Raw genomic sequence first — 24501 nt, 5'->3', positions numbered from 1 at the left:
TCAGGGGATGGCACGCGATAACCTCAGCGACATCCTCGTCTTCCTCGCCGTCGCGCGCGAGCGCAGCTTCACGCGCGCGGCCGCCAAGCTCGGCATGACGCAGTCGGCGCTCAGCCACACGATCCGCGCGCTGGAAAGCCGGCTCGGCGTACGCCTGCTGACGCGCACCACCCGGAGCGTGTCGCCCACCGAGGCCGGCGAGCGCCTGTTGCAGAACGTGGGGCCGCGGCTGGAAGAGATCGACGCCGAGATCGCCGCCGTCAGCGAACTGGGCGACACGCCGTCCGGCACCGTGCGCATCACGGCCACGGACCACGTGATCGACAACGTCCTGTGGCCGCGGCTGGCCGCCGTGCTGCCGCGATACCCGGACATCCAGGTCGAGATCAGCGCCGAATACCGCATGGTGGACGTGGCCGCCGAACGCTTCGACATCGGCGTGCGCTGGGGCGACCAGGTCGAGAAGGACATGATCGCCGTGAGGCTGACGCCCGACACGCAGACGATGATCGTCGCCGCGCCCGCGTATTTCGCGCACCGTCCGGTGCCCAGGTGCGCGCAGGACCTCATGAAGCACGACTGCATCCGGCTGCGCCTCGCCGGCGGCGGCCTGTACGCGTGGGAGCTGCGCCATGACGGCGCGGACGTCGAAACGCGCGTGCGCGGCCAGTTCATCTTCAACGGCGTCTACCAGATGGTCGGCGCGGCCCTCGCCGGCTGCGGCATCGCGTTCGTCACCGAGGACATGGCGTTGGCGCATGTGCGCGCGGGACGGCTGGTGAGCGTGATGGCCGACTGGTGCCCCAAGTTTCCCGGCCTGCATGCGTATTACCCGAGCCGGCGGCATGCGTCGCGCGCGCTGGCCGTTGTGCTGGATGCGATCCGCCACAACGGGTGACGGCGGTGCCGGCGTGGCTTGATTTCTGCGTGGCTTTTTCGTGCTTACCATGTCTCCGCAGAGGGTGGCGCACGGTTGAATCGCATGCCTGAACGGATGGCCCGGATGTTCTAGAATGGTTCGCCTGCGGTGCCTTCGCACGCCGCATGGAGGACCGCATGGACCTGCTCGAGGCAATCGACGATCCGGCCGCATTGCGCGCGCTGCCCCGCGCGCACCTGCAGCCGCTGGCGCAGCAGCTGCGCCGCTTCCTGCTCGACACGGTGGCGCGCACGGGCGGCCATCTCGCGTCGAACCTGGGAACGGTGGAACTGACGATCGCGCTGCACTACGTGTTCGACACGCCGCGCGACCGCATCGTGTGGGACGTCGGCCACCAGAGCTATGGCCACAAGGTGCTGACGGGGCGCCGCGCGCAGATGCACACCTTGCGCCAGGCGGGCGGCCTGTCCGGCTTTCCGCGCCGCTGCGAGAGCGTGCACGACACGTTCGGCACGGCGCATTCGTCGACGGCCATCTCCGCCGCGCTCGGCATGGCGCGGGCCGCGCTGCTGCAGGGCGACGGCCGCCACGCGGTGGCCGTCTGCGGCGACGGGGCGCTCTCCGCCGGCATCGCGTTCGAAGCCCTGAACAACGCCGGCGCCGGTCCCGGCCTGCGCCTGCTCGTCGTCCTCAACGACAACGGCATGTCCATTTCGCCGGCCGTCGGTGCACTGAGCCGCCATCTCGCCGACCTCGCGGCCGGCCGCATCGGACCGGGCGCGTCGCTGTTCGATGCGCTGGGCTGTGCCTACGCGGGGCCCGTCGACGGCCACGACCTCGACGCGCTGGTGCCCGCGCTCGACGCGGCCCGGCGCCGCACGGGCCCGCAGGTGCTGCACGTCGTCACGCGCAAGGGCAAGGGGTATGCGCCGGCGGAAGCGGCGCCCACGCTGTACCACGGCACGGGGCGCTTCGATCCGGCCCGCGGCCTGCCCGACACCGTGCGCGGGCGGCCCGCCTACACGGACGTCTTCGGCGACTGGCTGTGCGACATGGCGGCGCACGACGTCCGCCTGGTCGGCATCACGCCCGCCATGCGCGAAGGCTCCGGGCTCGTGCGCTTCGCCGAGCGCTTCCCCGACCGCTACGTGGACGTGGGCATCGCCGAGCAGCACGCGCTGACGTTCGCGGGCGGCCTCGCCGTCGAAGGCATGAAGCCGGTCGTCGCGATCTATTCGACATTCCTGCAGCGTGCCTATGACCAGTTGATCCACGACGTGGCGCGGCAAAACCTGGACGTGACGTTCGCGCTCGACCGCGCCGGCCTCGTCGGGGCGGACGGCGCCACGCATGCGGGCAACTACGACATCGCCTACCTGCGCTGCGTGCCGAACATGGTGTTGATGGCGGCGTCCGACGAAGCCGAGTGCCGGCGCATGCTCACCACCGCCTACCGCCATCCGGGACCGGCCGCCGTGCGCTATCCGCGCGGGCCCGGCCCCGGCGCGATCCCTGCGCCCGACCTCGACGCGCTGCCGTTCGGCCGCGGCGAGGTGCGCCGGCACGGGGCCGGCATCGCCATCCTCGCGTTCGGGCCGATGCTGGCGCCGAGCCTGGAAGCGGGCGCGGAACTGGGGGCGACGGTGGCGAACATGCGCTTCGTGAAACCGCTCGACGCGGAACTCGTGGCGGCGCTGGCGCGCGATCATGCGCGGCTCGTGACGGTGGAAGAGGGCGCCGTCATGGGCGGCGCCGGGGCGGCCGTGGCGGAGACGCTGGCAGCGGCCGGCATCCACCGGCCGCTGCTGATGCTGGGCCTGCCCGACCTGTTCATCGAGCACGGCGACCCGGCGGCCCTGCTCGGGGCCGCCGGGCTCGACGCGGCCGGCATCGCGGGCGCCATCCGCCAGCGTTATCCGGTCGACGCGCGGCGGCTCGTCGCCAGCAGCAACTGAATGGCAACCAGGCGCAACCGAAGCGAGGCCCACATGCTTGACGATACGCAGGTGCTCGCCGTGCCGGCCCGGACGCCGGCCAGCTCGTTCGGCATCGCGATGCGCCTGCTGCCGGCGGACCGGCGGGCGGCCATGTTCGGCATCTACGCATTCTGCCGCGCCGTCGACGACATCGCCGACGGGCCCGCGCCGGCCGCCGAGCGGCGCGCCGCCCTCGAGCGGTGGCGCGCCGACGTCGATGCCGGCTACGGCGGGGCGGCGCCGCCGCGCATGCGCGCGCTGGCGCCGCATATCGCGGCGTACGGTCTGGCGCGGGCCGACTTCCACGCCGTCATCGACGGCATGCTGATGGACGCGCAGGACCGCCCCCTCTGCGCGCCGCCGGCGGACACGCTCGACCTGTATTGCGACCGCGTGGCCGCCGCCGTGGGGCGGCTGTCCGTGCGCGTATTCGGCCTGCCGCCCGACGACGGCCTGCTGCTCGCCCACCACCTGGGCCGCGCGCTGCAGCTCACGAACATCCTGCGCGACATCGACGAGGACGCCGCCATCGGCCGCGCCTACCTGCCGCGCGAACTGTTGCTGGCGGCCGGGGTCGAACCCCGCGTGTGCGCGGCGGGCGCCGGCGAGATCGCCGCGCACCCGGCGCTGCCCCGGGCCTGCATCGACCTGGCCGCGCAGGCGCGCCGGCACTACGCGGCGGCCCGCTTCGTCCTGCGCGGCCACCGGGGCGCCGGCGGCCGCGCGCCGCGCCTGATGGGCGCCGTCTACGAAGCGTTGCTCGCGCGGCTGGCGGCGCGCGGCTGGGGCGGTCCGCGCACGCCGGTCCGGCTGGGGCGGCTTGAGCGCATCGGCATCCTGCTCAGGCACACGATCCTGTAGACACGGGAGGTGGACCATGCGTTATGAGACTTTTCGTGCGGCGGCCCAGGCCGGCGCCATCGAAGCGGAACGCACGCGGACGGCGCGCGCGCGCCTGCAGCCCGCCATCGACGCGGCGCTCGCGGCCGTGCTGGCCGAGCAGCGTCCGGACGGTCACTGGGTCTACGAGCTGGAAGCGGACGCCACCATCCCGGCCGAATACGTGCTGATGGTGCACTATCTGGGCGAAACGCCGGACGCGGCGCTGGAGCGCAAGATTGCCCGCTACCTGCGCCGCCGCCAGGGCGGGCACGGCGGCTGGCCGCTGTTCCACGGCGGCGCCTTCGACACGAGCGCCAGCGTGAAGGCCTATTTTGCCCTCAAGCTGACCGGCGATGCGCCCGACGCACCGCACATGGCGCGCGCCCGGGAGGCGATCCGCGCCCACGGCGGCGCCGAACGGAGCAATGTCTTCACGCGCATGCTGCTCGCGCTGTTCGGCGAGATGCCGTGGACGGCCGTGCCCGTGATGCCGGTGGAAATCGCCTTGCTGCCGCGCTGGTCGCCGTTCCACATGTCGAAGGTGTCGTACTGGACGCGCACGGTGCTCACGCCGCTGCTCGTGCTGGGCGCGCTGCGGCCGCGCGCGCGCAACCCGCGCGCCCTGGGCGTGGGCGAATTGTTCGTCGCGCCGCCCGCGAGCCTCGGGCTGGCGCCGCGTGCGCCGCACCAGCACCGCCTGTGGTTCGCGCTGTTCCGGACGCTCGAGGCGCAGTTGCGCCTGCTCGCGCCGCGCCTGCCCGCCCGCCTGCGCCGGCGCGCGATCGAGCACGCGGCCGCGTTCGTGCGCGCGCGCCTGAACGGCGAGCACGGCCTGGGCGCCATCTTCCCTGCGATGGTCAACGCCGTGCAGATGCTCGACGTGCTGGGCCATCCGCCGGACGCGCCCGAGGCCGCCGCCGCGCGCCGCGCCATCGACCGCCTGCTCGTCGACCACGGCGACGAGGCGTATTGCCAGCCCTGCGTGTCGCCCGTGTGGGACACGGCCCTGATGTGCCACGCGCTGCTGGAAACGGGCGTGCCGGCCGCGATCGATGCCGCGCGCCGCGGCCTCGACTGGCTGCTGCCGCTGCAGATCGTCGACCGGCCGGGCGACTGGGCGACGCGCCGGCCGGGCGTGCGGCCGGGCGGCTGGGCTTTCCAGTACGAGAACGCCTGCTATCCGGACGTCGACGACACGGCCGTCGTGGCGATGGCGATGCACCGGGCCTCGCACCTCGAACCGCAGCCGGTGCCGGACCGCTACTCCGATGCCGTCGCGCGCGCCCGCGAGTGGATCGTCGGCATGCAGAGCCGCGGCGGCGGCTGGGGCGCGTTCGAGGCCGACAACACGCACCACTACCTGAACCACATCCCGTTCGCCGACCACGGCGCGCTGCTCGACCCGCCGACTGCCGACGTGTCCGCCCGGTGCCTGTCGATGCTGGCCCAGCTGGAGCCGGGCGCATGCATGCGCCGCCGGGCGCCGGCCGCGCGGGCGCTGGGCTGGCTGCTGCGCCGGCAGGAAGCCAACGGCAGCTGGCACGGACGGTGGGGCGTGAACTATGTCTACGGCACCTGGTGCGCGTTGTGCGCGCTGGCCGCCGCCGGCCTGCCGCCGGATGCGCCGCCCGTCGCGCGGGCCGCCCGCTGGCTCGCGTTCGTACAGAATCCGGACGGCGGCTGGGGCGAGGGCGGCGAGAGCTACCGGCTCGACTACAAAGGCCACGCGTGGGCGCCGTCGACGGCGTCGCAGACGGCGTGGGCGCTGCTGGGCCTGATGGCGGCCGGCGCCGTCGACACCCCGGCCGTGGCGCGCGGCATCGCCTGGCTCGTCGACCGCCAGCGCCCGGACGGCCTGTGGGACGAACCGCAGCACACGGCCACGGGCTTCCCCCGCGTGTTCTACCTGCGCTACCACGGCTACGCCCGCTACTTCCCGCTGTGGGCGCTGGCGCGCTACCGCAACCTGCGTGCGGGCGGCAGCGGCCGGGTGGCGTTCGGGATGTAGATCGTGGATGCGTTGCCGCACGCGTGCGCGCTGGCCGTCTGCGGGATGCCGTTCGAAGCGGCGATCGCGGACGGGCCCTGCGTCGTGACCGTGTGCGGGCCGGGTCCGTGGCGGGTCGCGCACAGGCTGCACGGCGTGCTCGACGTGCCGACGCCGCCGCATGCGGACGGCGCGCCGCGCCCCACCGGCATCATGAGCTTCGGCTGCGCGGGCGGACTCGACCCGGGTCTCGCCTGCGGCACCTGTATCGTGGCGACGGGTGTGCTGACGCCGGACGGCATCGTCGCGGCCGATCCGGGCTGGACGCGCGCGCTGCTGGCCCGCCTGCCCGGCGCCCGGCTCGCGCTGCTGGCCGGGGTCGATGCGCCGCTGGCCACGAGCGCCGCCAAGGCGTCGCTGTGGCGCGCCGGCGGCGCCGTCGCCGCGGACATGGAATCGCACGCCGCCGCGCTGGCCGCGCGCCGCCACGGCATCCCGTTCGCGGCCTGCCGCGTCGTGCTCGATCCCGCCTGGCGCAGCCTGCCGGCGTGCGTGCTGGCCGGCATGGACGGGGACGGCGTCGCCGCGCCCTGGCCCATGCTGCGCGGACTGGCCGCGGCGCCGGCGCAACTCGGGGCCGTGTGCGCGCTGGCCCGCGACGCATGGGTGGCGCGGCGGACGCTGCGGCGCGTGCGTGCATGTCTCGGCGCCGCGCTGGCCCTGCCGCCGCCGTGAGCGCGGCGTCAGCGGTCGTTGCCGTACGCCGGCAGCGGCGTTTCCTTGCCCCGGTCGAGGAGGGAGCGGCGCCGGCCGAGATAGGCGTCGCGCACGAACAGGTAACGGTCGAGGGCGGCCTGCTCCAGCAGGTTCGTCGCATTCAGGTAGCGCGCCCGGGTGCTGACGAAGTCGACGCCCCACAAGGTGTTGCGTACTGCCGGGCGCGTCCGGTTGACGGGCGCCGCGTACTGGTCGACCCCGAAGCCGGCCGCGTCGCGGAACGTGCTCGGCCCGAACAGCGGCAGCACGAGGTAGGGGCCGCCGGGCACGCCGTAGTGGCCCAGCGTGAGGCCGAAGTCCTGGTCGTGCCTGGCGATGCCGGCCGGCGTGGCGATGTCCAGCACGCCGAGCAGGCCGAACGTGCTGTTGACGGCCACGCGCATCAGGTCGTTCATGCCGTCCATCAGGCGCAGCTGGGCGAAATCGTTGAACATCACGGTGACGTCGCCCAGGTTCGAGAAGACGTTGTCGACGCCGGTACGGACGGGCCGCGGCACGACGCGGTTGTACGTGCGCGCGACCGGTTGCGCGATGTGGCGGTCGAGCGCGTCGTTGAAGCGGAAGGTGGCGCGGTTGAGCGGCTCCAGCGGATCGGCCGGATCGCGTTGCGGGCCGGAGGCGCAGCCGCACAGGATCAGGAGCGGCAGAGCGGCCAGGACGCGTCGGCGTGACGGGCAGCGTGGCATGGCGGTCCTCGTTCAGGAAGGTGGGGGCGGCGGGCGAGGCTGCCCCAGCAGGACGGGCTGGAAGAACACGGCGCCGATCAGCGTGCAGACGAGCGCCAGCACCAGCAGCTTGCCCATGCTGGCGGTGCCGGGATGGTGCGACAGCCACAGGCTGCCGAACGCGGTGCCGGTGGTGGCCGCGCTGAGGACGATGGCTTGCGTGAGCGGATGCTCCAGCCGGGCCGGCTGGCCGGCGCGCCACGCCACGATGTAATAGATCTTGAACGCGACGCCGACGCCGAGCAGCAGCGGCAGCGCGATGATGTTCGCGAAATTCAGGTGGATGCCCAGCAGCACGCAGGCCTCGAGCGTGGCCAGGCTCGATACGAGCAGCGGCACCATCGTCAGCAGCACGTCGCCGACCCGGCGGAACGCGAGCAGCAGGAGCAGCGCGATGGTCGCGACCGCGAGCAGCGCCGCCTGCACGAACGCGGCGATGACCAGGTCGGCCGCGTGGCGCACGGAGATCGGGCCGCCGGTGGCGTCCGGCGCGATGCGCAGCACGGCGTCGGCGAAGCGTCCCAGCCGGTTGTCGGCGCCGACACGCGTGCCCGTGGGCCGTTTCGGGCCGATGTCGACGAGCGCGCGGCCGTCCGGTGCGATCCAGGCGCGCCGCATGGCGGCGGGCAGCGCCGCGAGCGTGACCGGCTGCGGCCGCAGCGCGAGGCGCAACGCGTCCAGCGCCAGCCGCAGCGTGCCCGCGAGCGCGTGGTCGGCCCGGTCGCGCGCGGCCGGCGCGGCGCGCGCCAGCGCGGCGAGGGCCCGCGCGAGGCGCTCGGCCGCATCCGCCCCCGGCCCGGGATGGTCGAGCGCGGCATTGCGCAGCGCCAGCGCGGCCGTGCGCACGGCCGCCACGCGCTGCGGGTCCGTCGCCGGCGCGGCCGGAGGCCGGTCCAGCACGGGCAGCAGGCGCGCCGCGGCGGCCGCGATGCGTTCCAGTTTTTCCGGCTGCCGGTCGGGGACGAGGCTCGCCGCCGTCAGCGCGTGCGCCACGTCGGGCAGCTGTTCCAGGCGCGCGGCGAGCGCCGCCGCCTGCGCGACCGATGGGGCCAGCACCTGCACGTTGTCGAGGCCGACGTCGGTGCCCTGCGCGAGGGAGGCCAGCGTCGCCATCGATTCGCTGCCGGGATTTTTCAGGTGCAGCGGATCGAAGTCGAATTCCAGGCGCCACAACAGGGGAATGCCGCCGAGGACGAGCGCCAGCGTGACGGCGAGCACGGTCTTGCGGTGGGCCTGCAGCGCGCGGTCGACGCCCGCCAGCCATGGGTAGCCGGGCGCGCGCGCGCCGGCGGGCGGGTCGGCGAGGCGGATCAGCGCCGGCAGCACCGTCACGCATGCCGGCAGCGCGACGCACAGGATGCCGACGCCGGCGATCTGCCCAAGCTCGGCCACGCCGCGGTAGGCCGTGGGCAGGAACGCGAGGAAGCCGAGGGCGGTCGCCGTCGCCGCGAGGGTGAGCGGCAGCGCGAGTGCGCGCGCCGTCGCCAGCAGCGCCGTGCCGGTGCCGGGCCGCACGCGCCGCAGTTCGCGGAAGCGCATGCCGAACTGGATGCCGAAGTCGATGCCCAGCCCGACGAACAGGATCGCGAACGCGATGGAGATGAGGTTCAGCGCGCCCACCATCATGAGCCCCAGCGCGGCCGTCAGCGCGAGGCCGCCGAGCATCGTCGCGCACAGCGCCAGCACCAGCGGCGCCGAGCGCAGCGCCCGCCACAGCAGCACGAGCACGATCGCGACGGGCACCGCGCCGACGAGCGGCGAACCTTCCTGCAGCGACGCGAATTCGTCGTCGGACAGCGGCACGGGCCCCGTCAGCGCCACGTGCGCCCCGTAGCGTTCGGCCAGGCGCAGGCTTGCCGCGGCCGCGCGGATCGCGTCGCTGGACGCGGCGCCCGGCAGCAGGGCGTGGTAGTCGAGCACCGGCCGGACTTCCACGAGGCCCGCCTCCGCGGCGGCCGGCGCATCGTCCGCGAGATGTTGCCAGGACAGGGCCGCGGGCCGCCCGGCGAGGACCGCCTCGACCGTGGCCGCGCTCTGCGCCAGCAGCGGCGCCATCTGCCGGAGCGTGACCTGGCCCGTCAGCAACGGCGTCCCCAGGGTGACCGACAGCAGGTTCGCCAGGCCGCGCAGCGACGGGTCGCGCGCGAGGGCGTCGAGCAGGGGCCGCGCGGCGGCGAGCCGGTCGGTCAGGACGTGCACCCGGGCGGCGTCGAGGTAGAGCAGGCCGTTGCGCCGGAAAAAATCGTCGCCGGGACCGAGGTCCACCGTGCGGAACAGGGCGGGCTGCCGGCGCAGGCGGTCGGCCAGCTCGCGCGCCGCCCGGGCCGCGAACTCGGGTGCGGGGGCGCGGACGACGGCCAGCGTCGTGTCGCCCCGGTTCGGGAACGCGGCGGCGATGGCGGCGTCGCGCCGGGCCCATGGCGCATTCGCGTCGATCAACTGCCCGACGTCCGTATTGATCGCAAAATGGCGTGCGACATAAAGCCCGGATGCAATTACCAACAGTGCGAACGCCCCGACCACCGCCCACGGATGGCGGCATGACAGGTGGACGAGTCTGGCGATCGGGTTAGTCAGCATGGCGCACCGGGAAGCTGCCTCCATTAGACCGGAGAACGGCGCCGCGGTCCCGTGATCCGGCGCATGTGCGCGCGGATTGGCGCAGCGGCCCGTGTTTCCTGCCGCCGGCGTCGCGCGCAAGGAACAGCGGCGGGAACATGCGCGGCGGATGCATGGTCTTATGCCTGTGCCGAACGGAGACCGTATGAAACCGACCCCATGCCTGCTTGCCCTTGCCTTGTCGATGCCGCCGGCGGCCTTTGCCCGGCAGGTGGACCCGCGCGGACCGGAGCAAATGCTCAAGGGCACGATCGACAAGGTCATGGGCGCCATCCGCAGCGACCCCGGCGCGCGCGCCGGCGACCCCGAGCGGACGCTCGAGATCGTCCGCCGCGACTTCCTGCCGTCCACCGACTTCATGCTCACGACGCAGTACGCGGTGGGCAGCGCATGGACGCACGCGACGCCCGCCCAGCGCGACGCCCTGTTCCGCGAATTCCAGACGCTGCTGGCCCGCACCTACGCCATCCAGTTGACGCAGATGCGGCAGGACGACACGCAATTCCGCTACGCGCCGACCGACCGTCCGGCAGCGGACGCCGACGACGCCGTCGTCAGGACGACCGTGGTGACCGGCGGCGACACCATGGCCATCGATTACCGGATGCGCCGGACGGCGGCGGGCTGGAAGATCTACGACATCGACATGATGGGCGCGTGGCTGATCCAGGTGTACCGCCAGCAATTTGCGGCGCGGCTGGCGTCCGGCGGCATCGACGGCCTGATCAGCTACCTGGCGGCGCATAATCGCGGACCCTGAGGGGACGCCGGCGCAGTTCGAACCACTGCCACGAGACGAGGGCCGGCACCCCGGTCGCGAGCTCGCGCATCCGCTTGACGAGCGCCAGCGACAGCGCGACCTCCCCACCGACGCCGGCCAGCTGGCCGAACAGCAGCACGGCGGCTTCCTGCACGCCCAGGCCCGCTGGCACCATGAAGCCCGCGTGGCGCACGGCCTGCGTCAGCGCCTCGATGGCGAGCGCGGCCTGCACACCGACGGGATGGCCGAGCAGCATCAGGGCATACCACGTCTCGAACGTGCCCAGCGCATACGCCAGCAGCGACCACAGCGCCGCGCGCGCAAGACGGGTTCGTTGCCCGAACAGGCGCTTGACGCCGGCGTCGATGTCCAGGCCGTCCAGGCGCGCCCCGCCGAGCTCGTGCAGCGCGGGCAGGCGCCGCGCCCACCGCGCGATCCGCGCGAACGGCGCGCCCCGCGCCAGCCACCACCACGCGAGCAGCGGCAGCGGCAGCGACAGCAACAAGGCGGCCACGACGACCCCGACCGGGCCCGGACCGGCGGCGAGCCGCAGCATCAGCACGGCGCCGAGACCGCAGAACAGATACAGCACGACGATCGTCAACAGCACCTCCACGACGACGCTGGCGGCGACGCCCGCCTTGTCGGGAATGCGGCGGCACGCGAGCCGCACCCCGACCACTTCACCGCCGATATTCGCCACCGGCAGCAGGCGATTGACTGCCTCGCGCACGAAGGCGACCCACAGCAGGAACAGGGGCCCGGCCGCGCGGGCGCGATCGAACGGTTCGAGCAGCACCCGCCACGCGCGCATGTCGAGCGCCTGCGTGGCGATGCGGGCCGGCACGATCGGCAGCAGCGCCCAGCCGGCGCGTCCGACGGCGGCCGCGATGCCGGACCCGCCCTCCGCATGGATGAGCATGGCAAGCAGCGCGAGTCCGGCCGCCGCCGCCAGCCAGGTCATCGTGCGGGGCCCGCTCATGGCGTGCCCCTGTCCTGGCCGTCGGCGTGTGCCCCGACGGTGCCCGCCGGCGGGCCGGTGGCCCTGGCCGCGCGCGGCGCGGCGTCCGTACCGCCTGTTGCGGGGACGAGGTCGGCAAATCCACCCATGCGCCAGCCGCGCGCACGGAGGGCGTCGCACGTGGCGCGCACGCGCGGCGCGACGAGCGCGGCGAATTCGGCGGCGTGGCGGTAGCCGCGCATCGACGGCGCGATCGCCGCACCCGAGTCGAGCGCGGGGTGCAGGTAGAGTTCGCCGATGCCCGATGCCGGCAGGCCGCGCAGCGCCGCCAGCAGGGCCGGCTCATCGAAGCGGCCCGACTGGCGGATGCCGATCACGTAATCGTTATGGGCGATGCGCGCGGCATCCAGCCGCGCTTCGAGCAGCGCCAGCCATGGACGCAGCCATGCCCCGGACTGCCACGGCGGCCCGGTCTCGCGCGGCAGTCGCACGGCGCGCAGGCCGAACTCGCGGCCGATGCGGATGACGAGCGACAGGATCGTCGGATGCAGGTGAAAATGCTTGTGGGCGTTGACGTGGTCGAGCGCCAGGCCGCTGGCGGCGAACGCGTCGAACTGGGCGCGGATCTCCCGCGCCAGTTGGCGGCGCACGCGCGGCAGGCAAAAGAAGCGCATGCCGGCGCTTGCCATCCGTGTGCCGAAGCGTCCGCTGCCGTCCACCAGATCGGGGATCGCCCGGGGCGGCAGCACGGCCGGTCCGTCGGCGAGGACGAGGTGCAGCCCGACGCGCAGGCCCGGCAGGGCGTGGGCGCGGGCGATCGCGTCGGCGGCCGCGGACGCGCCCACCATCAGGCTGGCGGCCGTCAGGATGCCGTCCCGGTGCGCGCGCTCGACGGCCGCGTTCACGCTCGGGTGCAGGCCGAAGTCGTCGGCCGTGACGATCAGGCCCGGCGAGCGCAGCGCCTGCGGACCTGCCGCCGTGCCGGCCCGGCCGTTCATGACTGCGCGGCGCCGTGGGTGCGCAGGAAGTGAAAGAATTCGATGCCTTCGCGCAGGCGGCGCCGGGTCATGTCCCAGCTGTGCAGCATGTCGCTGACGATCTCCCAGATCTTGGAAGGACGAAAGTAAAAGCTGCGGTAAAACTGTTCCACGCCATGGTAGATCTCGTCGCGCGACAGGTGCGGATAGCTGAGCGCGGCCAGTTGCACGCCGCTGCCGTCGACGAGGGGGATCGTCCTGTGCGGCGGTATCCAGTCGTTTTCCAGTGCCTGTTCGTACAGCCGGGTGCCGGGATACGGGGCCGCCAGCGAGACCTGGATCGTGTGCGGGTTGATTTCCTTGGCGAACGCGATCGATTTCGCGATGGTCTCCCGCGTCTCGCCGGGGAGCCCGAGGATGAACGTGCCGTGCACCATGATGCCGAGCGCGCGGCAATCGGCGGCGAAGCGGCGCGCGATATCGGTGCGCAAACCCTTTTTGATGTTCAGGAGAATCTGGTCGTCGCCGGATTCGTAGCCCACGAGTAGCAGCCGCAGACCATTTTCCTTCATCACCTTGAGAGTCGAATACGGCACGTTCGCCTTCGCATTGCATGACCACGTGACGCCCAGCTCGCCCAGGCCCCGCGCGATGGCCTCGGCGCGGGGGCGGAAGTCGGTGAACGTGTCGTCGTCGAACATGATCTCCTTCACTTCCGGCATGTTCTCCTTGATCCAGCGGACCTCGGCCAGCACGTTTTCCGCCGAGCGGGTGCGGTAGCGGTGTCCGCCGACGGTCTGCGGCCACAGGCAGAACGTGCAGCGCGACCGGCATCCGCGCCCCGTGTACAGCGAGACGTACGGATAGTTCAGGTAGCCGATGAAGTAGTTACGGATGTTCAGGTCGCGCCGGTAGACGGGCGCGACGAACGGCAATGCATCCATGTCTTCGAGGATGGCGCGCGGCGGATTGTGGCGGATTTCGCCGGCGGCGTCGCGCCAGCTGACGCCCGCGATGTCCGCCAGCGGCAGGCCCTGGGCGATGTCGCGGCAGGTAAAGTCGAATTCCTCGCGGGCGACGAAATCGATGACGGGGCCCGCCCGCAGCGAACCGCCGGGATCGACGGCGACCTTGGCGCCCACCATGCCGATGCGTACCGCGGGGTGCGTGGCCTTGAGCATGCCGGCGAAGCGTACGTCGCCGGGAAACGAGGGCGTGCTCGTGTGGATGATCACGAGTTCGTACCGTTGCGCGATCTCCAGCGCCTGCGCGACCGTGAGGCCGTCCGCGGGGGCGTCGAGCAGCCGGCTGCCCGGCACGAGGGCGGCCGGCTGGGCCAGCCACGTCGGATACCAGAACGAGCGGATTTCGCGCTTCGCCTGGTAGCGCGAGCCGGCGCCGCCGTCGAAACCGTCGAACGAAGGCGCCTGCAGGAACAGGGTCTCCAGCATCGCTGTCTTCATGATCGCTGCCTCCATGATCGTTGGCGCCAGGACGGCCGTGCGCCGGGTTCCGCGGCGGGTGCGCGTCCCGTGTCGATGGGCAGGTCGTGCCCGCGCCAGCGTGCCGTCGTACCGGCGAAGCCGCTGAGCCATTCCAGCAACAGCAGGCAGTCGCGCAGCGGCGCGTAGCGGGCATGACCCGGCGCCGGCACGCCGGGGGCGGGCTGGCGCCAGTGCAGGCCGAGGCGCGCGGCGGCGCCGGCGAGGGCCAACGCGCCGTTCCATGCCGTCGGCGCCAGCGCCAGGCCGAGCGCCAGCATCGGCAAGGTGAACGTGATGAAGGAACACGCGTAGCCGGGCGGGTTCAGCGAGCGGATGGTCTGCATCCAGCGCCGTTCCCGTGCCCACAGCGCGCGCAGGCTGTTCTCGGCCACGTCGGTGCCGACGCAGACATCCGACAGGACGGTCGCGAGACCCAGGCCCCGCGTGAGCTCGCCGAGCCGGTAGTCGTCGGCCAGGCGGTTCTTCAGGACCTCGATGCCGCCGATCGCGCGCAGCGTCGCGGCGCGTACGGCGATCGTGGCGCCGAACGCGAAGGCGCGGGTGCCACCGCTGGCCGCGACCTCGACGGACGGCGTGAACCACGTATCGATGAAGAGTGCGCCGATGCGGGGCCAGAATCCGTCCAGCGGGCGCCCGTGGTACAGGCAGGTGACGATGCCGACGGCCGGCTCGGCCAGCGGCGCCGTCACGCGCGCCAGGTAATCGGGCCCGACGGCGATGTCGCTGTCGGCCAGCACGAGCCAGGGATGGCGCGCGGCGCCCATCATGTTGATCAGGTTGCTCACCTTGAGATTGCTGCCGTGGACGCGCGGATCGACGACGAGCCGCATGTCGACGGCGGGGAAGCGGCGCGCCAGCCGCTCGACGACGGCGATGGCCGGATCGTCCGGATCGCGGACGCCGAACACGAGCTGGTAATGCGGATGATGTTGCATGCACAGGCCGGCGAGATTGGCCTCCAGCCGCGGCTCGGCGCCGCACAGGGGCTTGAGTACGGTAACGGGTGCCCGGGCATGCGCCGCATCCGTTCGGGCGCCGCCGCGGCAGAACAGCGCGGCCAGCGCGTACAGCGCCGCCAGCAGCGTCAGCGCCGTGCCGGCAACGGCGGCGAAGGACGGCAGGGCCGGCGCGATCATTGCGCCCCTCCGTTCATCCCGGCCTTGCGGCCCCGGATCTCTTCCAGCCGGATGGCCACCTGGTGCGCATGCACGTGTTGCGCGGGACGCTGGTCGCGCAGCGGAATGTCGGGCGCCATTGCCCCGCTCGTCGCCACGCCCCGCAGCGCGACCCTGGCGGCGGCCAGCGGGTGGGCGAGCGTATCCTCGACGGCGCTGGCTTCGTAGCCGCTGTGCACCATGCAGTCCGCGCATTTTTCGTAGCGGCCCGTGCCGTAGGCATCCCAGTCGGTCTCGTCCATCAGGGCGCGGAACGAGCGGGCATAGCCTTCGCCCAGCAGGTAGCAGGGGCGTTGCCAGCCGAATACCGTGCGCGTCGGGTTGCCCCAGGGCGTGCAGCGGTAGGTCTGGTTCCCGGCGAGGAAGTCGAGAAACAGGCTGGACTGGCTGAACGCCCAGCGGCGTCCGCCGTCGCCGTGCGCCAATATGTCCCGGAACAATTGCTTGGTGCGGCTGCGCGCGAGGAAATGCTGCTGCTCGGGGGCGCGTTCGTAGGCGTACCCGGGCGACACGGTGATGCCGTCCACCTCCATGTCCTTCAGCGTGTCGAAAAAGCCGGCGACACGCTCCGGCCGCGCGTCGTTGAACAGCGTGCAGTTGACGTTGACGCGGAAACCCGCCGCCTTGGCGCGCCGGATCGCGGCGACGGCGCGCCGGTAGACGCCCGGCTGGCAGACGGAGCGGTCGTGCATGTCTTCGTCGCCGTCGAGGTGGACGGACCACGTGAAGAACGGGCCCGGGCGGTACTCGTCGAGCTTTCGTTCCAGCAGCAGGGCATTGGTGCACAGGTAGACGAATTTGCGGCGGGCGACGACGCCGGCGACGATCGCGGGCATGTCCTTGTGCAGCAGCGGCTCGCCGCCGGCGATGGAGACGACGGGCGCGCCGCATTCGTCGACGGCGCCCAGGCATTCGTCCACCGACAGGCGCTGGTCGAGGATCTCGCCCGGATAATCGATCTTGCCGCAGCCCGCGCAGGCCAGGTTGCAGCGGAACAGCGGCTCGAGCATCAGCGCGAGCGGATAGCGGCGCTCGCCGGCCAGGTGCTTGCGCAGTACGTAGGCGCCGACCAGGGCTTTCTGCAGGAACGGGATCGCCATGACGTCTCCTCTCGAGCGGGTCAGCCGGGACCGGGCCGGGCCGGCGCGTCCGCGAGCGCGCGCGGCAGCTTGAATTCGATGTGCTCCTCGATGCCGTCCATCGTCGAGACGTCGACGGGCCCGAGCGCGCGCAGCGCATCGATCACGTGTTCGACCGTGGCTTCGGGCGCGGACGCGCCGGCCGTGATGCCGACGACGCCCGCCTGCGCGACCCAGGCGGGATCGAGCTCGCCGCCATCGGCCAGCAGCCACGTGGGCGTGCCGGTCGCGGCGCCGATCTCGCGCAGGCGGTTCGAGTTCGAGCTGTTCGGCGCGCCGACGACGAGCAGCACGTCGACCTGGCGGCACAGGTCGCGCACGGCGCGCTGGCGGTTCTGGGTGGCATAACAGATGTCGCGCACGTCGGGGCCGACGATGTCCGTGAAGCGCCGCCGCAGCGCGGCGATGACGCCGCGCGTGTCGTCCACGCTGAGCGTCGTCTGCGTCACGTAGGCGAGGGGCGTGTCCGGCGGCAGGTCGAGGGCGTCGGCGTCGCGCTCGTCGCGCACGAGCAGGACGCGGCCGTCGATCCGGCCCATCGTCCCCTCGACCTCGGGGTGGCCCGGGTGGCCGATCAGGATCACGGTCCGGCCGCTCGCGGCGTACTGGCGTCCCTGGAGGTGGACCTTGGCGACGAGCGGACAGGTGGCGTCCAGCACGCGCAGGTCGCGCGCCCGGGCGTCGGACTCGACCGTGCGCGCCACGCCATGCGCGCTGAACACCGTCACCGCCTGCCGCGGCACGTCGCCCAGGTCCTCGACGAAGACGGCGCCCTTGGCGCGCAGCCCGTTCACGACGGCCTGGTTGTGGACGATTTCGTGGCGCACATAAACAGGCGCACCGTACCGCTCGAGCGCGTGCTCGACGATGTCGATGGCCCGGACGACGCCCGCGCAAAACCCGCGCGGCTGGGCAAGGATGACGTGCATGACGGTTCCCGGCGGTGCTTTCCGTTTGGTGCAGGTTGGAGTCGGCGCCGGCCCGCAAGTTCGGTCGGCGCGTTTGATCCAGATGCGTATGCGGATCGCATACCAGACTAGAATGCGACGCAGATGGACGCCGGAAGGAGGCAACGGTGGCGGGCAGGGACCTCGTGCTGGTCACGGGCGCGGCCGGATTCGTCGGCGCCGCCGTGGCGCGCGCGGCGCTGGCGCGGGGCTACGCCGTCCGCGCCCTGGTGCGCGCAAGTAGCCCGCGCCGTAACCTGGCCGGGCTCGAGGCCGAGCTGGCCGAAGGCGACCTGCGCGACCCGGCGGCCGTCGGGCGCGCGCTGGCCGGTGCGCGCTTCCTGCTGCATGTCGCGGCGGATTACCGGCTGTGGGCGCGCGAGCCCGGCGAGATCGTGCGCAACAACCTGGACGGGACCCGGGTCGTGATGCGGGCCGCGCTGGCGGCCGGGGTCGAGCGCGTCGTCGTCACCAGCAGCGTGGCCACGCTGCGCGTCGGCCCGTCGACCGTGGCCGCCACGGAAGACGAGCCGCTGGCGGAACACGACGCCATCGGCGCGTACAAGCGCAGCAAGGTGGCGGCCGAACGGCTGGTCGGGCGCATGGTCGCGCAGGACGGCTTGCCGGCCGTGATCGTCAATCCGTCGACGCCGGTCGGCGCGCGCGACGTGCGTCCGACGCCGACCGGGCGCATCGTCGTCGAGGCAGCCCGCGGACGGATGCCGGCGTTCGTGGAGACGGGCCTGAACGTCGTCGACGTCGAGGACGTCGCGCGCGGGCACCTGCTCGCGCTGGAGTGCGGGCGCGTGGGCGAGCGCTACATCCTCGGCGGGCAGAACGTGATGTTGCGGGACCTGCTGGCCGAGATCGCGCAGGTCGCGGGCCGCGCGCCGCCGCGCCTGAGGCTGCCGGCCGCGCCGCTGGTGCCGCTGGCGTACGCGGCCGAGGCCCTCGCGCGCCTGCGCGGGCGGGAGCCGTTCCTGACCGTGGACGGCTTGCGGATGTCGCGCAACCGGATGTTCTATTCGTCCGCGAAGGCGGAGCGGGAACTCGGCTACCGGCCCGGACCGTACTGCGCCGGCGTGCGGGAGGCGGTCGCGTGGTTCGGGCGCGAGGGCTATCTCGACTAGCTCAGCGCCGGCGGCCGAACGGCCTGGACGGACGCGGCACGAAACGTGGCACAAACCGCAGGACAAAACGCAGCACAAGACGCGCCAGGCGCGGCATGGTCGCTGGCCGCAACAGCCGTTCGTCGTAGCCGGCGAAGCGCCGGTCGTTTTCCTCGAGGCACAGTGCGACCAGGTCGCGGAGCCGGATGCCGTCGTCCGCCACCGACTGGGCGCCGTGCAGCGTGAAGTTATTGTCCGGTTCGCGCGCGCCGCCGCGCGGGTCGACGGCGCGCGCGAGGCCGATCCGCTCCCACGCGAGGAAGCACCAGACGGCGGCGACCCTCGCTTCGAAGCGCACGCGGCGCCGGAAGGGCAGACGGGCGCGGTGCCAGGCGGCCCAGTTGGCGAAGAACAGGATGTGGCGGCACTCTTCCTGCATCACGGGTTCGAACGTGTCGACGAGCGCCGGCGGGAACAGTCCGGAACGCCGCGCCAGTTCGAACAGGCCGAAGGCGAAAAAGCTGTCGATGCATTCGCTGTAGCCCGTGACGAGATAGGCCCATTCCCGGTCGCGGGGCAGGGGCGGCGCCGGCTCGGGCGCCAGTTCGATGCCGTACGCCGCGGCCATGCGCGACAGGACTTCCTTGTGGCGCTGTTCTTCCCACGCGTTCAGCGCGAGCGCGTCGCGCATGCCGGGCTCGTCGAGCGTGCCGGCATAGGCCGCCATGCGCAGGCGCGCCTTGCCTTCCGTCTGGACGGCGATGTCCCAGATCGGCAGTGCCACGATGCGCGCGCGGATTGCCGGGGCCAGGACGGGCCAGTCCAGCACGGCGGGACGATAAGGATTGAAGGTCTCGCGAAACATGCGGCAGCTTGCGTCCGCGTGCCGGTCCGAGCCGGGCACGAGCGGACCGTCGGCGGGATAGCGCCAATGCCGCATGCGGGCATCCGCCGCGGCCAGCCGGGCGGCCGCGCCGGGCAGCGATGCGTCGGCCGGATCCGGTTGCGGTGGCGGGCGGAAGCCCGGCACCAGCGTGGCGACGTCGAACGTGTCCGTGGCGTGGTCGTGCATGCTGCCCCCGTCGGTCGGCAATGATGCGCAAGGCATCCCTTCATCTCTGGACAGGTTTCGACCCGGAAGGTTCGCGTTCCGACGCATTCGCTTGCGCCGGAACGCGGCGCTCGACGATGGCGGTCACCTCATCCGTCGGCCAGGCAAACCATCTTGATCTCCATCTGCAAGGCCACCAGCAACGTGGTCTGAACGAAGCTGAGCTCACCCCTGACGGGATGCCTGAATTGCCGTTCGCCGCCCTCGCGATGCAGCACGTCCTGCTTGTCCCAGCACTGCGCAAAGGGTTCGCTGTCCCGGCGCAATTGCTCGACGAGCGCCTGCATGTCCGCGTCCGCCGGCCGCCGGTGGAAGTCGGCGCGGAACTCGGCCGCCAGGCGCCGCGCCCGCGTGTCCCAGTCCACGATGAGTTCGCGTGCGGCGGGATGCAGGAAGACGTAGCGGAGCAGGTTGCGGTCGGTTGCGTCCGGGGCCAGCCAGCCGACGAACAGGGCGGCCGCGGCGTCGTTCCAGGCGCGCGCCGTCCAGGTGTGATCGAGCAGGTAGGCCGGCGCGGACATCAGCCCCGGCAGCGCCAGCAGGGCGGGCGGCAGGTCGTCGGCGTGCTCGGCGCCCGCGCGCGGGTCTTTCTTGCCGGCGAGGTCGAACAGTGAGGCGCGCTCGGCCGCGGACAGCTGCAGCGCGTCGGCCAGGCGCGCCAGCGCGGCCACGGACGGCTGGACGTCGCGGCCCTGTTCCAGCCACGTGATCCACGTGACGCCCAGGCCGGCCGCGTCGGCCAGCTCTTCGCGCCGCAGGCCTGGCGTGCGGCGCCGGCTGCCGGGCCTGGCAGGCGTCAGGCGTGCGCGATGGGCGCGGATGAATGCGCCGAGCAGCCGGCGCTGGTGAGAGTCGGTCATGGTGGTCGAAATACCAGTATAAACAGGCTCCTTGTAACAGGAAAACCTGTGGCCCACAATGGGTTTTTCACGTTCAAAGGAGCAAGCATGACGACCGCCACCCACGATGCAACCGTTCTCGAACAATACGATTCCCGCGCGCAGGCCTATCTGGCGAGCGCCGTGCATGCCAGCGGCGCCGACCTGGAACGCATGGCCGCCGTGATCGGCAGCCGTCCGCACGCCGTCGCACTGGACATGGGATGCGGCGGCGGCCATGTGGCGTTCCGCATGGCCGGCCTCGTCGGGAAGGTCGTCGCTTACGACCTGTCGGCCGCGATGCTGGAGACGGTCGCCGCCGAGGCCCGCAAGCGGGGCCTGGACAACATCGTCACGAAGCGGGGCGCGGCCGAGGCGCTGCCTTGTCCGTCCGGGTCGTTCGACGTCGTCGCCACCCGCTACAGCGCGCACCACTGGGGCGCGTTCACGGACGGCCTGGCGCAGATGCGGCGGGTGGTCAAGCCGGACGGCCTGGCGCTGTTCATGGACGTCGTCTCGCCCGGCGTCCCGTTGCTCGACACCTGGCTGCAGTCGCTGGAACTGCTGCGCGATCCGTCGCACGTGCGGAACGGCACGCTGGCCGAGTGGAAGGCGGCGCTGGCGTCCCTCGGCTTCGCGGTCGGGGAGGTGGCGACGTACAAGCTGCGGCTCGACTTCGGCGCGTGGATCGAACGGATGCAAACGCCCGACGTGCACGTCGCCGCGATCCGGTCGCTGCAGCGGCGCGCGTCGGCCGAGGTGAAGGACTATTTCGCGCTCGAGGACGACGGCAGCTTCACGATCGACTCGGCCCTGATCGTCGCGCGCCCGGTCTAGGCCTGCAGGCGGTCGACGCGCAGCCGCTGGCGGCCGTCGCTCAGCGCGCGCACGGCCAGCAGGGCCGCGCCGCTCGCCGCCAGGCCGCTCGCGCCGGCCAGCAGGAACATCAGCAGGATCTGGTACTTGACGGCGTCCATCGGGTCCATGCCGGCCAGCAGCTGGCCCGTCATGATGCCCGGCAGGGTGATGATGCCGGCGGCCGACATCTGGTTGGCGACGGGGATCATGCCGCGCCGCGTCGCGCTGCGGACCAGTGGGGCGATGGCGTCGCGGAACGGGGTGCCGAGGGCCAGTCGCGCTTCGATGCGGGCGCGCTCGCGCACGACGCCGTCGAGGATGCCGTCCAGTGCGAGGCTGGCGGCGTTCAGCACGCTGCCGAGCACGATGCCCATCAGCGGAATCGCGTAGCGCGGTTCGTACCACGGCGTCGGGCGCACGGCCGTCGTCAGGGCCAGCAGCACCGTCGCGAAGCCGGCGCACGACACGACGGCGGCGCTGATCCGGTAATTCATGTGGCGCCCGAGGCGCTGCCTCGGCCGCGTCGCGACCTCGCGCGCGGCGGCGGCGATCATGAACACGACGACGGCCAGCGTCGCCGCCGCGGACGCCGTCGCGAACACGTGGCGCAGCACGACGCCGACGATCGTCAGTTGCGCCGTCATACGCACGGCCGCGACGAGGATCTGGCGGTGCAGCCCGAGGCGCAGCGCCAGCGACAGCGCGGCATCCAGCACGATCAACGTCGCGGCCGCGAGCAGGTCCCAGGCGCCGAGGTGGATGGCGTTCATGGCGCGACGAGCTGCCCCTGTTCGAGGCGGAAGATGCGGTGCGCGAGGCGGCGCGCCTGTTCGCCGGCGTGCGTCGCGATCAGCACGGCCATGCCGCGCGCGAGGCCGTCGCGCAGCAGCGCTTCCACGCGCGCGACGGCGTCCGGGTCGAGGGCCGCCGTCGGTTCGTCGAGCAGCAGCACGCGCGGGCGCCGGGCCAGCGAGCGGACGAGGGCGAGGCGCTGGCGTTCGCCCGTCGACAGGCGGTCGAGCTCCGCGTCCAGCAGCCGGGCCGGCAGTCCCAATGCCGCGAGCGCGGCGTCGACGGCATCCTGGTCGCAAGCCGTGAAGTGCGCACTGGCCGTCGCCTCCCACCATGCCGGCTCGGCCGCCTGGTAGACGACGGCGGCGCGCCAGGCCGGGGCCGGCATCGACGCGGCGGGGCAGCCGTCGAGCAGGGCGGCGCCGTCGTGCGGGTCGAGGTCGGCCAGCATGCGCAGCAGGACGCTCTTGCCGGCGCCGGACGGGCCCTGGATGGCGATGCATTCGCCCGCGCGCACGTCGAACGTGAACGGACCGCCGAACGGCGAACGCAGGCCGCGTGCGGACAGCAGCACGGGCGCGGCGGTGCGGGCGGCGGCGTCGGTCACGAGCGTGCGGCGGCCCGGATCATGTCGAACGGAGAGGCGTCGGGCACGGACGAGCGCGAATTCAGCAGGCTGCTGTCGAAGTGGCCGAACCCGCCCGCGGCGCTCTGCCGGTCGTGCCAGTGGCGCAGGGGCGTGTCGTCGCCGCCGGACTGCGCTTCCGCTTCCAGCTGCTGCACGCGGGCCGTCAGCGTGGCGACGGTGTTGCGCAGCTCGGCCAGTTCGTGCTCGCGCTCGCGCAGCGCGGCGTCGTGGGCGGCGCGCAGCAGGCGCACGCGCTCGTCGAAGTCGGCGTGCAGGCGGTCGGCCAGCTCGTCGACGAGGGCGTGCAGGGCGCGGCCCGTGTCTTCGCGCCCGATGCCGGGGGCGGCTTGCGCGGCCCCTTCTTCGCTGCGCAGCTCCTTGAGGTATTTGTGGATGGTCGACTTGGAGCCGCTGTCGCCCAGCGCGTGGCGCAGCGCGTCGACGGACGGGTGGCGCCCCGCCGCCAGCAGGCGGTCGCGGGCTTCCCTGACCTGTGATTTCGTGAGTCCGCTGCGCGCCATATCGTCTCCGTGTCGTCGTGCCGGATCAGAAACCGGCGTGGTTCACCCGTCCGCGGTGCCGCACGCGATGCCATTGCCCACGCGCGGCGGGGACGGTCAGCATTGTACTGCCGACGGCGATCGTCGTGCTTCCCTGGTGTTCGCAGGTCGCCTGTGGCATCAGGTAACGATGCGATGGCCGGCACGCGGCCGTAGCGGCAGTTGAACATTTGAAAAGGAATGCCTGCCTGCCGTGCGCGGACGTTTGCCGGACTGGCAAGCATCTGCCGCCACGGCGCGACACTCTGGCGCCGGTCGCAAAAAAATCCGCCCGCGCCGCCCGTCCGCCGCGCCGCTATGCTCTACAATAGGTGCTCGGTCGCGTGGCGAATGGCGTTCGTGCCAGGCGCGCGCAAGCATCAGGAACACGGATCAATGCTTCACCTGCACAACTCGTGGCGCCGCAAGGCGCTGGTGGTCGCCGGCCTGGCCCTGGCCGCGGCGGTCCACGCGTCGGCGGCACCTGCCGCGGCCGACCGCGCCGGCCCCGGCGTGTATATCGAAGAGATGACGTCGCCGGAACTGCGCGACCGCATCGCGGCCGGCGCCACGACGGCCCTCGTGCCCATCGGCGGCACCGAGCAGAGCGGCCCGCACATCGTCCTCGGCAAGCACAACGTGCGCGCCCGCGTGCTGGCGGGGCGGATCGCCGCGCGGCTGGGCGATGCCGTCGTCGCGCCCGTCGTCGCCTATGTGCCGGAAGGGTCGATCACGCCCCCGGCCGCGCACATGCGGTTCGCGGGCACCCTGTCGATTCCCGATGCCGCGTTCGAATCCCTGCTCGAATCCACCGCGCTGAGCCTGTGCCGGCACGGCATCCGCGACGTGTTCTTCCTGGGCGACCACGGCGGCTACCAGCGCAACGAAGACAAGGCCGCCGCGCGCGTGAACCGGGCCGGCGGTTGCCGCGCCCATGCCCTGGGCGCGTATTACGAGGCCGCGACGACCACGTTCAACGCCGACCTGAAGCAGCGCGGCTTCGCCGACGCCGAGATCGGCACGCACGCGGGCCTGGCCGACACGGCGCTGTCGCTGGCCGTCGACCCCGCGCTCGTGCGTCCCGCGCAGGTGGCCGTGGGCGCCCGCGGCGGCGTGCGCGCGGGCGTGCACGGCGATCCGACCCGCGCGACCGCGGAACTGGGCCGCATCGGCGTCGAGCGCATCGTCGACGCGTCCGTGGCCGCGATCCGCGCCGCCCGCCAGGGCGCGCCAGACCAGAATCCGAATCCTTCCCATCGAAAGTAAAGAAGCCATC

22 protein-coding genes are annotated in these 24501 nt (G+C 72.6%); 9 read left to right on the top strand and 13 right to left on the bottom strand.

Annotation, left to right across the window (positions count from 1 at the left end):
* Positions 1–7: 7 nt before the first annotated feature.
* The 5 genes from ASC93_RS08635 (at position 8) to ASC93_RS08615 (ending at position 6460) form a co-directional block, all read left to right on the top strand.
* Entirely contained in the window at positions 8–898 is an 891-nt protein-coding gene (locus ASC93_RS08635) for a LysR family transcriptional regulator (RefSeq protein ID WP_056440106.1), read from the top strand.
* Between the two features lie 158 nt (positions 899–1056).
* A complete protein-coding gene (gene dxs, locus ASC93_RS08630; RefSeq protein WP_056440104.1) occupies positions 1057–2835 on the top strand; it encodes a 1-deoxy-D-xylulose-5-phosphate synthase in 1779 nt (592 codons plus the stop codon).
* 33 nt (positions 2836–2868) lie between these two features.
* Positions 2869–3717, top strand: a complete 849-nt coding sequence (gene hpnD / locus ASC93_RS08625) for a presqualene diphosphate synthase HpnD (RefSeq protein WP_056440102.1) — start codon at positions 2869–2871, stop codon at positions 3715–3717.
* Between the two features lie 16 nt (positions 3718–3733).
* Complete coding sequence (gene shc / locus ASC93_RS08620; RefSeq protein ID WP_056440100.1) at positions 3734–5746, top strand: squalene--hopene cyclase; 2013 nt, start codon at positions 3734–3736, stop codon at positions 5744–5746.
* 3 nt (positions 5747–5749) lie between these two features.
* Positions 5750–6460, top strand: coding sequence for a squalene--hopene cyclase (locus tag ASC93_RS08615; RefSeq protein WP_229412650.1), 711 nt, complete (start codon positions 5750–5752; stop codon positions 6458–6460).
* Positions 6461–6468: 8 nt separating this feature from the next.
* Here ASC93_RS08615 and ASC93_RS08610 read toward each other — a convergent pair whose 3' ends face one another.
* Together ASC93_RS08610 and ASC93_RS08605 are read right to left on the bottom strand one after the other, a co-directional pair.
* Positions 6469–7188, bottom strand: coding sequence for a VacJ family lipoprotein (locus ASC93_RS08610; protein ID WP_056440096.1), 720 nt, complete (start codon positions 7186–7188; stop codon positions 6469–6471).
* Positions 7189–7200: 12 nt separating this feature from the next.
* Positions 7201–9807, bottom strand: a complete 2607-nt coding sequence (locus ASC93_RS08605; RefSeq protein ID WP_056440094.1) for an MMPL family transporter — start codon at positions 9805–9807, stop codon at positions 7201–7203.
* 184 nt (positions 9808–9991) lie between these two features.
* Between ASC93_RS08605 and ASC93_RS08600 the strand changes: the two genes are divergently transcribed.
* Entirely contained in the window at positions 9992–10606 is a 615-nt protein-coding gene (locus ASC93_RS08600; RefSeq protein ID WP_056440092.1) for a phospholipid-binding protein MlaC, read from the top strand.
* Here ASC93_RS08600 and ASC93_RS08595 read toward each other — a convergent pair.
* The 6 genes from ASC93_RS08595 to ispH are packed head-to-tail and all read right to left on the bottom strand — an operon-like array spanning position 10572 to position 17292.
* Positions 10572–11588, bottom strand: a complete 1017-nt coding sequence (locus ASC93_RS08595; protein WP_200958286.1) for a lysylphosphatidylglycerol synthase domain-containing protein — start codon at positions 11586–11588, stop codon at positions 10572–10574. The two genes, ASC93_RS08600 and ASC93_RS08595, sit on opposite strands and share 35 nt — an antisense overlap.
* Positions 11585–12565, bottom strand: coding sequence for a hopanoid biosynthesis-associated protein HpnK (hpnK, locus tag ASC93_RS08590; protein WP_056440086.1), 981 nt, complete (start codon positions 12563–12565; stop codon positions 11585–11587). Before hpnK ends, ASC93_RS08595 begins: the two co-directional genes overlap by 4 nt.
* A complete protein-coding gene (gene hpnJ, locus ASC93_RS08585; RefSeq protein ID WP_056440084.1) occupies positions 12562–13995 on the bottom strand; it encodes a hopanoid biosynthesis associated radical SAM protein HpnJ in 1434 nt (477 codons plus the stop codon). Before hpnJ ends, hpnK begins: the two co-directional genes overlap by 4 nt.
* An 8-nt stretch (positions 13996–14003) precedes the next feature.
* On the bottom strand, positions 14004–15185 hold the full coding sequence (gene hpnI / locus ASC93_RS08580) for a bacteriohopanetetrol glucosamine biosynthesis glycosyltransferase HpnI (RefSeq protein ID WP_056440082.1): 1182 nt from the start codon (positions 15183–15185) through the stop codon (positions 14004–14006).
* The gene (gene hpnH, locus ASC93_RS08575; RefSeq protein WP_056440080.1) at positions 15182–16324 is read right to left on the bottom strand and encodes an adenosyl-hopene transferase HpnH; all 1143 of its coding nucleotides are present in this window, start codon (positions 16322–16324) and stop codon (positions 15182–15184) included. The genes hpnI and hpnH overlap by 4 nt, the downstream gene beginning before the upstream one ends.
* 20 nt (positions 16325–16344) lie before the next feature.
* A complete protein-coding gene (gene ispH, locus ASC93_RS08570; protein ID WP_056440078.1) occupies positions 16345–17292 on the bottom strand; it encodes a 4-hydroxy-3-methylbut-2-enyl diphosphate reductase in 948 nt (315 codons plus the stop codon).
* A gap of 146 nt (positions 17293–17438) precedes the next feature.
* Here ispH and hpnA point away from each other — a divergent pair, with 146 nt between their 5' ends.
* Positions 17439–18440, top strand: a complete 1002-nt coding sequence (gene hpnA / locus ASC93_RS08565) for a hopanoid-associated sugar epimerase (RefSeq protein ID WP_056440076.1) — start codon at positions 17439–17441, stop codon at positions 18438–18440.
* 1 nt (position 18441) lies between these two features.
* On the opposite strand, the gene ASC93_RS08560 is transcribed toward hpnA, so the two are convergent.
* Positions 18442–19491 carry a hypothetical protein gene (locus ASC93_RS08560; RefSeq protein WP_056440263.1) on the bottom strand — a complete coding sequence of 350 codons (1050 nt, stop codon included), beginning with the start codon at positions 19489–19491 and terminating at the stop codon, positions 18442–18444.
* Between the two features lie 128 nt (positions 19492–19619).
* Positions 19620–20390 carry a helix-turn-helix domain-containing protein gene (locus tag ASC93_RS08555; RefSeq protein WP_056440074.1) on the bottom strand — a complete coding sequence of 257 codons (771 nt, stop codon included), beginning with the start codon at positions 20388–20390 and terminating at the stop codon, positions 19620–19622.
* An 87-nt stretch (positions 20391–20477) separates the two neighbouring features.
* On the opposite strand from ASC93_RS08555, the gene ASC93_RS08550 reads away from it, so the two are divergent.
* The gene (locus ASC93_RS08550) at positions 20478–21245 is read left to right on the top strand and encodes a class I SAM-dependent methyltransferase (RefSeq protein ID WP_056440072.1); all 768 of its coding nucleotides are present in this window, start codon (positions 20478–20480) and stop codon (positions 21243–21245) included.
* Here ASC93_RS08550 and fetB read toward each other — a convergent pair.
* From fetB to ASC93_RS08535, 3 genes are read right to left on the bottom strand one after another with little or no spacing between them, the layout of a single operon-like run.
* Positions 21242–22036, bottom strand: a complete 795-nt coding sequence (fetB, locus tag ASC93_RS08545; RefSeq protein ID WP_056440070.1) for an iron export ABC transporter permease subunit FetB — start codon at positions 22034–22036, stop codon at positions 21242–21244. The two genes, ASC93_RS08550 and fetB, sit on opposite strands and share 4 nt — an antisense overlap.
* Positions 22033–22665 (bottom strand): ATP-binding cassette domain-containing protein, encoded by a 633-nt coding sequence (locus tag ASC93_RS08540; protein WP_229412649.1) that lies wholly within the window; start codon positions 22663–22665, stop codon positions 22033–22035. Before ASC93_RS08540 ends, fetB begins: the two co-directional genes overlap by 4 nt.
* A complete protein-coding gene (locus ASC93_RS08535; RefSeq protein ID WP_056440068.1) occupies positions 22662–23207 on the bottom strand; it encodes a DNA-binding protein in 546 nt (181 codons plus the stop codon). Before ASC93_RS08535 ends, ASC93_RS08540 begins: the two co-directional genes overlap by 4 nt.
* Before the next feature lie 414 nt (positions 23208–23621).
* Here ASC93_RS08535 and ASC93_RS08530 point away from each other — a divergent pair, with 414 nt between their 5' ends.
* The gene (locus ASC93_RS08530; protein WP_056440066.1) at positions 23622–24491 is read left to right on the top strand and encodes a creatininase family protein; all 870 of its coding nucleotides are present in this window, start codon (positions 23622–23624) and stop codon (positions 24489–24491) included.
* Positions 24492–24501: the final 10 nt, after the last annotated feature.

The sequence above is a fragment of the Massilia sp. Root335 genome, from assembly GCF_001425685.1.
GTDB lineage: Bacteria > Pseudomonadota > Gammaproteobacteria > Burkholderiales > Burkholderiaceae_D > Telluria > Telluria luteola.
The sequence above is the reverse complement of the archived record's forward strand: the minus strand, read 5'-3'. Positions and strand labels throughout refer to the sequence as shown.